Source organism: Acinetobacter sp. ATCC 27244 (genome assembly GCF_000156555.1).
In the GTDB taxonomy this organism is placed as follows: domain Bacteria; phylum Pseudomonadota; class Gammaproteobacteria; order Pseudomonadales; family Moraxellaceae; genus Acinetobacter; species Acinetobacter haemolyticus.
The window spans coordinates 1-14,328 of record NZ_GG665961.1 but is presented as its reverse complement, the minus strand read 5'-3'; the positions used below and the strand labels follow the sequence as shown (position 1 = coordinate 14,328).

Here is a 14,328-nt window from a genome sequence, read left to right as displayed (position 1 = left end):
TTTTACGCAGATCCATCGACCACCTAAGCTCAACAAGCTCAAATGTCTATGCCGTTTTAGCATACATAAAAAATGCAACGATTTCGTTGCATTTTGATAAAACGGCAAAGTCAAGTTACTCTATTTTTGCAGTAACGCATCATGGATAGCTTCAACCAATTGTTGTGATATTTCTTGCTTAGACGCTTTCTCTAACTCACGTTTCTCTAGATGATAGGATTGCGCAAAGAATACGGTCATCGCATTTTCATCAGAAGCAAAACCAATATCAGGGCGAGAAACATCGTTACATGCAATCATATCGAGCTTTTTAGCAACCAACTTCCCTGCTGCATATTCTTCCACATTACGTGTTTCCGCAGCAAAGCCCACCATGAAGGGACGCTGTTGTTGCTGTGCAATCGTCGCAACAATATCCGGATTTTTCACCAACGATACTGCCAGCTCATCACCCGCTTTTTTGATTTTATGCTCAGCTACTTCAGCCACACGATAATCCGCAACTGCCGCAGTCGCAATAAAGATATCGCAGCCTTCTTCAAGCTGATTCATACTGGCATCTAACATTTGCATTGCGGATTTTACGTTAATTCGCTCTACACCATTGGGGGTATCTAAACTGACTGGCCCCGCCACCAACGTTACTTTTGCACCCGCAGCATAGCATGCAGCTGCCAAAGCAAAGCCCATTTTACCCGTACTATGATTTGAAATATAACGTACAGGATCAATCGCTTCACGCGTTGGTCCCGCAGTAATGGTGACACGTTTTCCTGCCAGTAAACCAAACTTTTCCGCAATCGCACGTTGTGCTTTATGGAAGTAAGCAGCGACTTGTCTTGCCAAGTCCTCTGGTTCAGGCATACGCCCTAAACCTACATCACCGCAAGCTTGCTCACCTGCATCAGGCATAATGACATGCACGCTATCTTCAACCAAAGTTTGCAAATTACGCTGAGTCGCTTTTGCCGCCCACATCTGCTGGTTCATTGCTGGTGCCACCCAAACAGGTGCTTTAGTTGCTAAATATAATGTGCTGAGCAAATCATCAGCTAAACCATTTGCAAATTTTGCGATCGTGTCACAACTTGCAGGTGCGACTAACACTAAATCTGCCCAACGCGCCAATTCAATATGCCCCATACCTGCTTCAGCTTCTGGATCAAGTAGCTCCGTATGTACAGGATTACCCGAAAGTGCCTGAAAGGTTAATGGCGTAATAAAAGCTTGTGCGCCATGTGTCATGACCACACGGACATCAAAACCAAAGTCTTTTAAACGACGTACCAAAATGGCACTTTTATAGGCAGCAATGCCGCCAGTAACCGCCAATATAATGTTTTTATGAGGAATAACACTAAGATCGAAGCTCACAAACAGGATACCTTGCTGTTGCAGTGGCGCTCACAATAGCATTAAATACGATCAGACCCAAGTGATGGGTTTTTAAAAAGTCATAAACACAATAAAATCAAAGTGAATTTAATAATGAATCAATCTATTAAGCAGTCCATCAAAGCATGGCCTGAACAAGAACGACCAAGAGAACGTTTATTACTTCAAGGGGCTCAAAGTTTATCCGATGCAGAACTTCTTGCGATTTTTTTACGCTCAGGTTCTAAACAACATTCCGCAGTTGAACTAGCGCGCATCCTCATTCAACACTTTGGTGGGCTTAATCCTATTTTTGATGCTTCACTTGAAGATTTATCCCAATTCAATGGCATCGCCTCCACTAAATATGCACAGCTCATGGCAGTAAAAGAACTTGGACGGCGCTATTTAAATAATCATTTTCAACAACAACGACTTTGTTTGGATACCTCTAGTCTAGTACTCGACTATTTACGCTATGAATTAATGGGTGAAAAACAAGAAGTCTTTGCGGTACTGTGTTTAGATGCTGAGTTAAGGAAGTTACATTTCAAGAAATTGTTTTTTGGTTCGCATCATTCGTGTAGTGTTTCATTGAATCAAACACTACGTTATGTATTACAACAACAAGCCTGCCAAATCGTGGTTGCGCATAATCATCCCTATGGAATTGCTCACCCTTCAACTGAAGATCTTTACCTTACACAACAGCTCAAACAAGCTTGTAAATTACTTGAAATCCATCTAATCGATCACTTTATTATTTCGCCTGAAAGCTATTTTTCTTTTTCTGAGCAACAACTACTCAACCCTACTAAAATCAAGCAATCTGGTCTTGACAAAGGTTAAAGCAAACGAGAATATCAACTGATAAAATTAATGATCCAAATAACATGATTGTTCGTGACCAGCCAAGTATTTTTAGAGTTTTGTTCTCATGGCGTGGGACAATTTTACCCAAAATTTTACCCTCACTCGGTTTTGTTATGCTGGTCTCAGCCATCATCGGTGGTATTGAGTATGTCAATTTATACCGCTTTCCTGAAATTCCATTAGTTGGCTTCACCCTGATCGGCGTTGTACTCTCGATTTTCCTTGGTTTCAAGAACAGTGCTTGTTATGAACGTTGGTGGGAAGCACGTAAACTGTGGGGTGTATTAATTGCCACAGCTCGACATTTTGATCGTGATTGTCGTGTTCTAACCCAAGCACGTCGTGAACGTGTAATCCAAAATGTGATTGTGTTTGCCAACGTTTTACGTGACCGTTTACGTCATCAAACTGCCAATCCTACAGAGCTGACTGAAACAAGTGGTTTAAGTCCGCAAGCGCTGACTCAACTCTATCAACAACAAAATGCGCCACAGTACACACTTAGCTTAATCCAATGGGAGCTTTTACAAGCACTCAAAGAAGGCGAAATCACAGATATTATTTATACTCAAATGAATCAACATGTAGCAGCATTAAGTGAAATGCAGACAGGCTGTGATCGTATTGCGAATACCCCGATTCCATTTGCGTATTCTGTTTTACTGAATCGCACGGTGTATTTTTTCTGTGTCATGTTGCCGTTTAGCTTAGGCTCGTTATTAGGCTTAGTCACACCTCTTTTAGTGGGAATCTTGGCTTATACTTTTCTCGGTTTGGATGCATTAAGTACAGAAATCGAAGAACCCTTTGGTACACAAAGCAATGACTTACCATTAGATGCAATGGTACGTAACATTGAAATCGAGCTACTGGGTACTTTAGGTCGTCCGACTCCACCGCCGATTCAGGCACATGATCATAATTTATTATGATGTTGGATATTTAAATTGCTCCCAAACCCCTCGTTGCCCTTCTTTAACTCGAGGTGTTTGTCCTAATTTAATCCAAGGCATATTGTCGCCATGAAAATCACTGCCAATCGATACCGCTAAATCACATTGCTGAATCATTCGATCCACCATTTGTCGAGTCGAAGCTGGTTCTATACTTGGTGGCAACTCAACGGCATCACCACCGCTTGCAGCAAATAACTCAATCAGATAGCGAATATTGGTCGCAGAAAGATCATAACGTGTTGGGTGCGCTAACACAGCAAAGCCCTGACTGGCATGAATCACGTCGATGGTTTCTTTTAATCCAACGCCATCAAACTTAACAAATGCTTTTTTGCCTTCTTTGAGAAAGCGATCAAATGCTTGTTGAGGGCGGCTCACGATATTCTTTTCGACCAAGGTTTTGGCAATATGTGTTCGTGTCACGCGATCCGCATGTCCATCAACTTTGGCGATCACCTCAGGATAAATATCAAAACCAATACATTTTTCCAATAAATCACAAATGACTTTTGCACGTTCGGCACGCACTTTCTTCTGCTGTTCCAGCAGTTCCCTGATCGGAGTTTCATCCTGCATATTCAAAGCGACAATATGCACCCCATAACTCTTTTTGGTATTTGGTCTAGACCATTGGCTTGAGACTTCTACACCTGAAATCAGCCGAATATCATAATCTTGAGCATGCTCATCAAGATAACGCTGCGCCCGCGTTAAACCATCCATCGTGTCATGGTCAGTCAGCGCTAAAGTATGAATTTTTAAATCCACAGCGGCTTGTACCAATTGCTCAGGAGAGTAGGTTCCATCGGAAATGAGCGTATGTGTATGTAAATCGACACCGAACATGGTTTGTATTATGCTATCTGACCTATTTCATCACTGTACTGTAACATGAAAGCGTTGCTCGACTATCTCCCTCTGATTATCTTCTTCTATTTTTATAAAACCACTGACCCTAAAGATAGTCAGCATCCATTGTTGGAATTGGTTGGCAGTACTGGCAATACCGATCAAAACCACATTCTTGTCGCAACCTGTGCCTTACTTATTTCCACATTGGTAGTGTATGGCTGCTTATTTTTATTCCAAAAATTTAAATTGGAAAAAATGCAGTGGTTTATTGTGGTCATGTCCGTCATTTTTGGTGGTATTACCTTAGCATTCAGTGATGTAACCTATATCAAATTAAAAGCGGTCATTATCAATGTCGGAATTGGTCTCGGCTTTTTGATTACCCCATTATTCAACAAAGAACGCATGCCCATTATCCAGAAAATGCTTGGCTCAGTCTTGGAGCTCAGTAAAAAAGGCTGGATGAATCTTAACTGGGCATGGTGTGGTCAATTCTTCTTACTCGCAAGTTTGCATTATTTCTTCGGCTTTTTATTTTTAGATGGAAAATACTGGGGCGAATTCACTGCTTTTGGCGATATTATCGTTTCTCTCAGTTACCTTGCTGTTATACTATTTTGCTTGAGAAAGCATTTTAAAACCACCACCTAATTTCCGTTATTGAGCCAATGCTATGCCCTATTTCGTACTCAGCTGTACTGATCGTGAAGGTACTTTAGAAAAACGTTTAGCAACACGCCCACAACATATAGAACGCCTACAAAAACTAGATGATGAAGGACGTTTGATTGCTGCTGGTGCTCACCCAATCGATCCCAATAATCCACAGGCTGGTTTTCTGGGCAGCACGATTATTGTTGAATTTGATAGCCGTGAAGCATTGGATGTGTGGATTGAAGAAGAACCATTTTTAAAAGAAGGAATTTACGCAAGTATTGACGTAAAACCTTTTAATAAAGCTTTTCCAAAAGGGTAAATCATGCGTATTGCACTACCAAGCTTATTCGCTCTAGGTTTACTCTTTAATACTACAATTTGGGCTGTAGAAACTACACCAGCAGTTACAACCGCTCCTACCACACAAAGTACTGCGAAACCACTCACAGCAGAACAAATTGCCAAAGCGAAACAACAGCAAGAAGCAAAAGTAAAAGCACTGGTTCAAGATCAAGCCAATCGCTTAAAGCAACTTGAACACGCCAATCTTGAAGCCCTTGCACAAAATCAGGAATTGCAGTTAAAAAATGATAATTTAACAGTGCAAGTCCAAGTGCTACAAAGCGAACGTAGTGCTCAGATGTTCTTATATGGTGCTATGACGATCGCGGTAGGTGTCATTCTCGGCTTCTTTATTGCTAGCTATGTTTACACCAAACGTCGCCGTCAATGGTAAACACAATACTGTAATTTATGTCTCACTCATCAAAAATACAAACCGCTGAATTGGATTGGGAAATGGTCGATGGTATTGACCTTCCCATTTCTAAACAGTTTGGCGATGTCTACTTTTCCAAAGATAATGGTTTACTCGAAACTCGCCATGTATTTTTAAATGGCAATGATTTAAACGAGCGCCTATCACAACTCAACGACTATCAATATTTCTGTGTGGGTGAAACGGGTTTTGGTACAGGTTTAAATATTTTAACCTTGTGGCAACTCTGGCAACAGATTCGTCCAAATAACCACAGCCATTTACATGTCATTAGTGTAGAAAAATTTCCGCTTTGCCGAACTGATTTGATCCGAGCGCTGAATGCTTGGCCAGAGTTAGCGCCTCTAGCACAAAAACTCATTGCACAATATCCCCTGCCTATTGCAGGATGTCATCGTCTTAGTTTTCCAGAGGAAAGATTTAGCATCGATTTGTGGTTAGGTGACGCACAAGATATTTTCCCAAATATCCCTAAAACACAAACTGTTAATGCATGGTTTCTCGATGGTTTTGCACCTTCTTGTAACCCAGACATGTGGCAAGAAAATGTGCTGAATAATATCATACGTTTATCTGATTTTGGAACGACCTTTGCGTCCTTTAGTGTAGCTGGTGTACTCAAACGAGGATTGAAACAACATGGTATTCAAATCAGTCGTCCACGTGGTTTTGGTCATAAAAGAGAAATGCTCAAAGCGATTTGGCTCGATCAAGCATCCTCGGAAACGCATTCGATCGATTCAATAAAAACAGTCATTCGTGCTCAAAATGAGCAAATACCCCAGTTCACCAAGCAACAGAAAATCGCAATTATCGGCGCAGGAATTGCGGGTTTAAGCACAGCATGGGCATTTGCCCAGCGTGGTCATCAAATCACGATCTACGAGCAAAATGAGCCACTCTCAGGCGCATCAGGTAATCCTCTTGCCTTACTCAACCCCAAATTATGTCCAATCGAACAGGCACATGAACATTTGATGACCTTAAGCTGGCAGCATGCATTGAATTTTTATGCACGTTTCAAAGCTTTTAGAGCCATTCAAGTTGAGCAAATGGCCTTAAAGAATCCAGATGAACTGTTGCAACTAGCCGAACAATATCCTGATCAAGTATTAACGACTCATACATCGGATGAAATTAGGCCTCAAACAGAATTTCCGAGTTTGACGTTACAACAAGCAGGTGTCGTGGTACCACATCAGCTCCGTGATGAAATCTTACAACATCCCAACATTGCTGTGAAAAAAGCCAAAGTTTCACGCTTAAATAGCATAGGAACGCAAACTGAGCTATGGCAAGATCAACACCACCTCGCCACTGCCGATCAGGTCATTGTCTGTTGCGCAAAGCAAAGTGCAGCATTGTTTGACCATTATCCTGTTTTAAAACCGATTCGTGGGCAAGTGAGCTGGGTTGAAAATACCAATCAAGCATTATCTCTTGAACAAGCCTATAGCTATGGTGGCTATTGCATGCAATTGGATTCATCACAATTGATCTTAGGTGCATCCTTTTATCCGAATCGTGATGACACTGAAGTTTTGCTTGAAGATCATGTGCATAACTACCAACTTATCCACAGTATCTTTCCAACATATGCAGAGCAACTTTCCGCTACAGATACTTGGCAAGGTCGAGCATCAGTTCGTGCACAAACTTTGGATTACTTTCCGTTGGTAGGCAAGATACAAAACGATCCACCTATTTATACGTTTGCGGGTTTAGGTTCTAAAGGTTTTTTATTTGCACCATTATGCAGTGAGATCTTGGTGGCATTGGTATTAGGTGAACTTTGTCCTGTACCACAAAGCTTATTGAGTAAACTCGATCCTCAACGCTTTCAAAAGAAAGCTAAAGTAAAAAAACCGTATTATTCAGGTTAAATTATTATTTATTTATAACGATGACTTAAATCTATTTTTTAAATTTGCCAAAATACATAATGTATCTTGGCAAATTTTAGGGTTCTTTTAAGCACCTTGCTCCAAAGGCAAGCCGGCATCACGTGCTGCACGTGTTCCGCCCATGAGAACCACATATTCACGAGAACTATCAATCCCGTCTAACAACTCTGCCGCACGTGGTGCTTTACTACCACCACCACATAGAATATAAATCGGCTGATCCGCTGCAACTTGAGTCAAACTATCCGCATTTAACTCAGCAATTGGACGATTCATCGCCCCTTTAACATGAGCCTCTGCATACGCTTTGGTATCTCGGACATCCCAAATGACAGCGCCTTCTGGGAACTCAAATGTTGTAATTTCTTGTTTACGGATCATTGTGCACTCCTTTGATGTAAACAACACTTGGCAAATGAAGAAAACCCCCTTAGCATCTCAGATATTCTTTCCCTTTGTAAAGGTCTAACCATGCCTTCTTTTGATATTGTTTCTGAATTAGAGTTATTTGAAGTCAATCATGCTGTGCAAAACACCCAAAAAGAGATTGGTACTCGTTTTGACTTTCGCGGACAAGACGTTTCGATTGAGTTAAATGAGAAAAATAAAGAAATTAAAATCTCAACTGAAAGTGACTTCCAATGCGAGCAAGTTTATACCATGCTCGAAAATCACTTCTACAAGCGTAAAGTGGATGTACAAGCTTTAGATCCTCAAAAAGCAACGGCTTCGGGCAAACATGTTGTTCAAGTGATCAAGCTTAAGGATGGACTTGACTCAGATACTGCAAAAAAAATTAATAAAGCCATTAAAGAAAGTGGCATCAAAGCGCAATCTTCTATCCAAGGAGACAAAATCCGTGTCACGGACAAAAAGCGCGATACTTTACAGCAGGTGATGAACTTTTTACGTGAACAACAATTTGGTCTACCACTGCAATTTAATAATTTCAAAGACTAAGCAATAGGTTCGCTATGGCAAAAGATAACCGCCTTTATACGCTGGTTAAAACCACTTCTAAATTTCCGAAAAGCATCCGTAGCACACTATGGAGTAAAGCCTTTGGTCGTGTTGTTCCAATGGTTGGAACTGCAAATATTCGCTATTTAGAAGTGGATAAAGACCATGTCGCAGTTCGTATCGAAAACCAACGTAATATGCAAAATCATATTAAAGGCGTTCATGCTGCGGCAATGGCATTATTAGCTGAAACAGCAACGGGCTTCTTAACAGGCTTACATGTACCCGATAATCGTATTTTATTGATTAAATCGTTACATGTAGATTATTTGAAAGTGGCACAAGGTGGTTTGACTGCAACAGCAACATTATCAGCCGATCAACAAAAGTTTATCGCTGATAATGAAAAAGGCGAGTTATTGATTCCTGTGACCGTTATTGATGATTCTGGCAATGAGCCCATCCAATGCCAAATGCTTTGGGCATGGCTACCAAAACGTAAAAAATAGTAACTGATCTAAACTTCTTTGAGATTAGTTTTCAGCCCAAGATAAATACACTTGTATTTCTTGGGCTTCTTATTATGAAAAAAATTTATTTTCTTCCACTTATACTTTCCCTGACAGTTATTAGCGCCTGTACTTCAGTTCTTTCAAACACCCCGCAGATCCGTTCATCCGAGCTAACAAATACTGTTAATCTCTCAGAACAAAATAAGAAAATTGTGGTTGATTTCTATGAAGGTATTTTTCTAAAACATCAAGTTAAAGCATACGCAGATCGTTATATTGGTGATCAATATATCCAACATAATCCTAATGTACCTGATGGTAAAATGCCTTTTGTAAACTTCTTTACGCAAAAATTTAGCAATAATCCTCAGGCAAAAAATGTCATCAAGAAAGTAATTGCTGAAGGAGATTTAGTCGTTCTTCACGTGCATTCTACTGAAAATGATAGTGATCGAGGCAGAGCGATTATTGATATATTCCGTGTGGAAAATGGAAAAATTGTAGAGCATTGGGATGTGATACAAAATATTCCAGAAAAAAGTAAGAACTCAAATACCATGTTCTAGACCTTGTGCTAATAAAATAAGACCAAAACTAGTTTTGGCCTTATTTTTAATCGCTTACACAATTTTTTCAATCATAAGCATTAACTGCTGCAAATATTCAGCATCCATCTCATCAAATTGATTCAGCTCTTCACTATCAATATCCAGAACGCCAATACATTCACCATTCTTCATTATCGGTAACACGATTTCTGATCTTGAAGCAGAGCTACATGCAATGTGTCCTGGAAACTGATCTACATCAGGCACAATCATTACTTGCTGCTGTTCCCACGCAGTGCCACACACGCCACGGCCTTTGGCTATACGAGTACATGCGATCGGCCCTTGAAATGGTCCCAATACTAATTCATTTTGTTTAACAAGATAAAAGCCAATCCACAGCCAATCAAATTGTTGTTTTAACGCTGCACAAATATTCGCAAGATTGGCGATCACATCAGACTCACCCTCAACAATTGCCTGAATTTGCGGAATAATACTTTGATATTGCTCTGCCTTATCACCTTGCTGTAAAACTAATTCTTCAGCCATTCTCTTTATTCCAAATAAAATATTTTTAGCGCATTACTAATCACAAAACCTTAGCTTTATCGACTGCTGCAAAAGCCTGTTTAATCTCCTCGGCGATCACACGCTTATTACCATTTATGTCAACTGCCACAAAAGTAAACACACCTTCCGTAATACGAACAGGTTCACGAGAGTCATCATGGCTATTCCATACTTCAATTTGGACTTGTACTGAGGTGTTACCCACTTTCAAAATTTTGGTATAACAACTAATAACATTCCCAACCTTCACGGGAACAAGAAAACTCATCTGATTAATTGCAATGGTTGCACAACGCCCTTTACTCAACCGCTCAACGTGAATGGCACCGGCTAAATCCATCTGTGAAACAATCCAACCACCAAACACATCCCCGCTCCAGTTGGTATCAGCTGGCATTGCAATTGTCTGTAACGATAGAATTCCTTCAGGCTGGTTTAGGCGCTCCGTCATGTTAATGTCCTTGATGTTGTTGTAATTGCTGGTCTAACCATTGTTGTAACTCTGGCGCCCGTAAAGCACCACTAACTCTTGCCAACTCTGTCGTTTTATTCATTAAAACCAGTGTTGGAATACTACGAACATTAAATGCAGCACTCAAACGAGGATTTGCCTCAGTATCAATTTTTGCAAAAATGACATAAGGATTTTGCTTAGCAACCTGAGCAAAATGCGGTGCCATCATTTTACAAGGACCACACCATTCAGCCCATAGATCAATCAAAACAGGGAGATCATTATTGCTAATAAAATGACTAAAATTTTGTTCGTTTAACTCGATCGGCGTTAAAGGTAATAAGGCTTGATGACATTGGCCACAATTTGGATGAACAGCTAGCTTTTCTTCAGGAACACGATTTTTTGCACCACAGGATGCACAGACAATAATCATCACATCACTCCAATATGTTGATGTAAAAATTCTAATTGGGTTGTGACCGCTTTTTCAAACCAAGAACCATGATAAATATCAAAATGCTTCATTTCCCACTCATGATAGCTCACAAAAGGGGCGATATTGGTTGCGGCTTCACGACTAGATGCGATGGGAATCAAACTATCTTGTTTTGCTGCAATGAATAAAACTGGAATATTTATCTTGCGTACATACTGAATAGGACGATAACGCATTAAATTAAAAAAAACACGAGCAGGAACTTCCCCACTCCAATAATAATCAGGATTCACAATGGAATGATAGCCATAATAACTATCAGAGGTTGGTAGAAAACATAATTTATATTGGTCCACAACAGGTAATGTCTTTGGTACTAACCCCATTTTTGATCCCATATAATCTTGGCTAGAACGCTTTAACGCTTCGGGATAACGCTGGAGTGGATAAAGTTTAGCGGTTTCAGCACCATCAACATAAGGCACTTGTACCATGACAGCTTGAATATTTTTTAGATCCGTGGCCAAACTCAGGACATATCCACCACTTAAAGAAGTTCCCCAAAGAATGATTCGTCTGTTATCAATCAATTTACAATTTGACGCAAACTGAACAATCGTCTTCCAGTCATCAAGCTGAGCCGTTAAAGAAACTAACTCTCTGGGCTTTCCTGTACTCCCCCCCCAATAGCGATAATCAAATAAAATGACCGCATATCCTGCTTTCGCAAACCGCTGAGCATATTGAACTAATTTAAATTGACGTAACCCAGCAAACCCATGAGCCATGATAATAACCGCAGGTTTAATGTTAGCTTTCGGAAGATAAAAATCTGCTGCGATTGTTTCATCACCACTCGGAACATACAACGGCTCAACGGTATAGGTGTGCATGCGCGCTCCATTTCATTATCTTTTTACTGAACATCACTTATTTGTTATAGACATTTAAACTCAAGATCAAGCTTAATGCTATGATAGAGCATAAAATGTTTTGTTTGTTTTTGGAGTGACAAGATGTCAGAGAATGTAGGTTTTGCAGGTCAAATTGGCCCAGAACACGTAGAACAAGTTGTTGAAAAAGGCTTTAAATCTATTATTAACAACCGTCCTGATATGGAAGGTGGCCCTGAACAACCAACTAGTGCTCAGATCGAAGAATCAGCGCGTAATGCAGGATTAGATTATGTTTATCAACCTGTCGTTGCTGGTCAGATTACTGAACTTGATGTTCGTGCATTCGCAAATCATTATAATGAACTCCCAAAACCAATCTTAATGTTCTGCCGCACTGGCAATCGCTCTAACAATTTATATCAACTCGCCAAACAAATGGATTTGTTGGATGATTAATATTTTAAATTAATTAAGCCATCCGAATAAAAAGACCAACTTACTAGCTAGTAAGTTGGTCTAAATTTTTAATTAATATCTATTTAATTTCTAAATAGACAGTTTGAGATTTACCGCCAGGAACATTTGTTGTTAATTTCACATCATCTCCTGCCGCACATTTAAGAAGTCTAACGGTATAGCTAACAACCTCATTACCAACATTACCAAATGTATTTGGTGTAAATAATTGCATGGTACTCGGTACTGGTAACGAGCCACTAATAATCTCTGCCTCACATGAGTTATTATTTTCAGTGTTATCTTTTACAGTAACAGAGACACCAGTTCCTGATGGCATCGGTACTGTTTTCTGAGTATTACCAAAAACTTGGAATTTAAAACTTCCATTTCCAGATAAAATTCGTCCAGTATCTTGTTCAATACCACTCCCCCAAACAAAAGTCGGTGTATCATGAGAGAAAGCAAACAAAAGCTGCTGACGTAAAATAGCACTCAAACCATTATTACAAGTGTTTGGAACATTAGGTTGCGAAATTGATGAAGCTGCACAAGCTAAAGCACCTGATGCTTTCGTATAAATAAACTCACCCACATTATGTATATTATCTTCGTTATCATCGCGGAAGATACTACCAATATTATGGGTTAGTTGATCAACACCTTCTGTGTATAGCTGATCACCATTAACGTCAATATAATCCTTATCACCTTCCACATAGGCTAATACAGTAACACGATTGTTTATAGGACGAGGATTTTGAGTAATTAATCTAACCGAACATTCCCCCTTAACTGAAGCACAACTCGGTTCAATTCGCCCACCCTCTGAAACAAAACTAATTACCGTACCATCTGGTACTGGATTACCCAAACGATCAGCCATACGGGCTACAATCGTCGAAACATCACCATCGATATCCGTTCGTAAGGCTTGCTTTGTTACAGACAAACTTAGTGCATTTTGAGTAACTCGCCCACTTGAAACAGAAACATCTTTAGATCGAACAAAAACGTTTTTATCAGATACTAAAGTTGCTTGAATCTCTACAGGGCCAGGAGTATTACCTGGATACAAATTCACACGTACCTTACCAGAAGAATCACTTTTTACGATTTTAGAAGCGCGATTCCCTAATGATACGAATTCTAAATCTATAGGGGCATCAATAATTTTAAGTTCAACCTCTTTATCTTTTGCAGGAGAACCATTTGCATAAAGTGTAAATTCAATCTGTCCAGAAGCAGCAGATCCACTACTCTTAATACCAAGATTAACAGGACTAGTTGTTGTATAAACCAATGAATCAGGCTTAATTTGCGCAATCTGTACAGGTATTTCTAAGCGAGGAATGTTCTGACCGCTAACACCAATTGTTTGTGAACTTTCACAAAGTTCGCCATTGGCCGCAATTGCTTTATAAGAAGTTACAATGTTTCCTTGATTAGAAGAAACCACTGTAGCTGGTTCAAATGTACCGCAAGTTGCATCAAAAGTTACACTTACATTATTCTGTGGTGAAAGTGTTGTAGCATTTAATGATTTCAAAGTAACATTTGTTGTACCACCAACCTCAAGATTGTTTTCTGCTACTTGTAAGTCACTTAAAATAATATTTGTCGCTTGTAAAGAAAAGTTTTTAGGCGATGTCGCTACTGAAAGACCATTGTAATCAGCAGATGCTGAAATTTGATAAGCACCTGTTATATTAATATTTTCTGGACGAACTGAAATAATTGCATATCCATCTGCATTTGTTAAAACAGCACCATTTGAACTACCTAGTATCACCCCTCCAGTTGCGGAGAAAGTGACTAAAGCACCTGAAATACCATTATTTGACTGATCTGTTACTTTTACTTTTGCAATCACACCTTCACTAGTTATTGCTACTGTTGGAATATTATTCTGATCTAATAATTCAAGTGCACCAATATTAACTGCTTTTACCTCTTCACCTGTACCAGGATTAGTTGGATTAGTAGAAGAATCACCTCCTTGGTTATTATAGTACCCCTTACTACCACCACCACCACAGCTTGCAAGTAAAATAGCCATACTGATAACAGACAACTTGAGTGTAAGTTGTTTTTTG

Annotated in this window: 18 protein-coding genes; 10 read left to right on the top strand and 8 right to left on the bottom strand. The window is 39.7% G+C overall.

Annotation, left to right across the window (positions count from 1 at the left end; all coding sequences use genetic code 11):
• Positions 1-120: 120 nt before the first annotated feature.
• Positions 121-1,374: a bifunctional phosphopantothenoylcysteine decarboxylase/phosphopantothenate--cysteine ligase CoaBC gene (coaBC, locus tag HMPREF0023_RS11760; RefSeq protein ID WP_005092210.1), complete on the bottom strand. Its 1,254-nt coding sequence runs from the start codon at positions 1,372-1,374 to the stop codon at positions 121-123.
• 114 nt (positions 1,375-1,488) lie between these two features.
• Here coaBC and radC point away from each other — a divergent pair, with 114 nt between their 5' ends.
• A complete protein-coding gene (gene radC, locus HMPREF0023_RS11755) occupies positions 1,489-2,223 on the top strand; it encodes a RadC family protein (RefSeq protein WP_005092208.1) in 735 nt (244 codons plus the stop codon).
• A gap of 44 nt (positions 2,224-2,267) precedes the next feature.
• Positions 2,268-3,179 carry a bestrophin family protein gene (locus HMPREF0023_RS11750; RefSeq protein WP_004637866.1) on the top strand — a complete coding sequence of 304 codons (912 nt, stop codon included), beginning with the start codon at positions 2,268-2,270 and terminating at the stop codon, positions 3,177-3,179.
• On the opposite strand, the gene HMPREF0023_RS11745 is transcribed toward HMPREF0023_RS11750, so the two are convergent.
• Positions 3,174-4,049 (bottom strand): PHP domain-containing protein, encoded by an 876-nt coding sequence (locus tag HMPREF0023_RS11745; RefSeq protein WP_005092206.1) that lies wholly within the window; start codon positions 4,047-4,049, stop codon positions 3,174-3,176. The genes HMPREF0023_RS11750 and HMPREF0023_RS11745 overlap by 6 nt on opposite strands.
• 45 nt (positions 4,050-4,094) lie before the next feature.
• On the opposite strand from HMPREF0023_RS11745, the gene HMPREF0023_RS11740 reads away from it, so the two are divergent.
• Genes HMPREF0023_RS11740 through mnmC form a run of 4 tightly spaced genes read left to right on the top strand, consistent with a single transcriptional unit; the run spans position 4,095 to position 7,373 of the window.
• On the top strand, positions 4,095-4,706 hold the full coding sequence (locus tag HMPREF0023_RS11740) for an inner membrane-spanning protein YciB (protein WP_004637864.1): 612 nt from the start codon (positions 4,095-4,097) through the stop codon (positions 4,704-4,706).
• Positions 4,707-4,728: 22 nt separating this feature from the next.
• On the top strand, positions 4,729-5,031 hold the full coding sequence (locus tag HMPREF0023_RS11735) for a YciI family protein (protein WP_004637863.1): 303 nt from the start codon (positions 4,729-4,731) through the stop codon (positions 5,029-5,031).
• A 3-nt stretch (positions 5,032-5,034) separates the two neighbouring features.
• Positions 5,035-5,448 (top strand): hypothetical protein, encoded by a 414-nt coding sequence (locus HMPREF0023_RS11730; RefSeq protein ID WP_004637862.1) that lies wholly within the window; start codon positions 5,035-5,037, stop codon positions 5,446-5,448.
• A gap of 17 nt (positions 5,449-5,465) precedes the next feature.
• Positions 5,466-7,373: an FAD-dependent 5-carboxymethylaminomethyl-2-thiouridine(34) oxidoreductase MnmC gene (gene mnmC, locus HMPREF0023_RS11725; RefSeq protein WP_008942197.1), complete on the top strand. Its 1,908-nt coding sequence runs from the start codon at positions 5,466-5,468 to the stop codon at positions 7,371-7,373.
• Between the two features lie 87 nt (positions 7,374-7,460).
• On the opposite strand, the gene HMPREF0023_RS11720 is transcribed toward mnmC, so the two are convergent.
• Positions 7,461-7,775 (bottom strand): rhodanese-like domain-containing protein, encoded by a 315-nt coding sequence (locus HMPREF0023_RS11720; protein ID WP_004637860.1) that lies wholly within the window; start codon positions 7,773-7,775, stop codon positions 7,461-7,463.
• Between the two features lie 90 nt (positions 7,776-7,865).
• Between HMPREF0023_RS11720 and HMPREF0023_RS11715 the strand changes: the two genes are divergently transcribed.
• The 3 genes from HMPREF0023_RS11715 (at position 7,866) to HMPREF0023_RS11705 (ending at position 9,432) form a co-directional block, all read left to right on the top strand.
• Positions 7,866-8,354 (top strand): YajQ family cyclic di-GMP-binding protein, encoded by a 489-nt coding sequence (locus tag HMPREF0023_RS11715; protein ID WP_004637859.1) that lies wholly within the window; start codon positions 7,866-7,868, stop codon positions 8,352-8,354.
• Between the two features lie 14 nt (positions 8,355-8,368).
• On the top strand, positions 8,369-8,863 hold the full coding sequence (locus HMPREF0023_RS11710) for a DUF4442 domain-containing protein (RefSeq protein ID WP_004637858.1): 495 nt from the start codon (positions 8,369-8,371) through the stop codon (positions 8,861-8,863).
• A gap of 74 nt (positions 8,864-8,937) precedes the next feature.
• Positions 8,938-9,432, top strand: a complete 495-nt coding sequence (locus HMPREF0023_RS11705) for an ester cyclase (protein ID WP_005092199.1) — start codon at positions 8,938-8,940, stop codon at positions 9,430-9,432.
• A 54-nt stretch (positions 9,433-9,486) separates the two neighbouring features.
• Here the strand turns inward: HMPREF0023_RS11705 and HMPREF0023_RS11700 are convergent, their stop codons facing one another.
• From HMPREF0023_RS11700 to HMPREF0023_RS11685, 4 genes are read right to left on the bottom strand one after another with little or no spacing between them, the layout of a single operon-like run.
• Entirely contained in the window at positions 9,487-9,966 is a 480-nt protein-coding gene (locus HMPREF0023_RS11700) for a GAF domain-containing protein (RefSeq protein ID WP_005092196.1), read from the bottom strand.
• Between the two features lie 40 nt (positions 9,967-10,006).
• Entirely contained in the window at positions 10,007-10,438 is a 432-nt protein-coding gene (locus HMPREF0023_RS11695) for an acyl-CoA thioesterase (RefSeq protein ID WP_005092193.1), read from the bottom strand.
• A gap of 1 nt (position 10,439) precedes the next feature.
• Positions 10,440-10,877, bottom strand: coding sequence for a thioredoxin TrxC (gene trxC, locus HMPREF0023_RS11690; protein ID WP_005092191.1), 438 nt, complete (start codon positions 10,875-10,877; stop codon positions 10,440-10,442).
• Positions 10,877-11,773: an alpha/beta hydrolase gene (locus HMPREF0023_RS11685; protein ID WP_005092188.1), complete on the bottom strand. Its 897-nt coding sequence runs from the start codon at positions 11,771-11,773 to the stop codon at positions 10,877-10,879. Before HMPREF0023_RS11685 ends, trxC begins: the two co-directional genes overlap by 1 nt.
• Before the next feature lie 123 nt (positions 11,774-11,896).
• On the opposite strand from HMPREF0023_RS11685, the gene HMPREF0023_RS11680 reads away from it, so the two are divergent.
• Entirely contained in the window at positions 11,897-12,232 is a 336-nt protein-coding gene (locus HMPREF0023_RS11680; RefSeq protein ID WP_004637851.1) for a TIGR01244 family sulfur transferase, read from the top strand.
• A gap of 79 nt (positions 12,233-12,311) precedes the next feature.
• Here the strand turns inward: HMPREF0023_RS11680 and HMPREF0023_RS11675 are convergent.
• Positions 12,312-14,328: Ig domain-containing protein (locus HMPREF0023_RS11675; RefSeq protein WP_008942196.1), on the bottom strand; the 2,017-nt coding region annotated here is incomplete at its 5' end.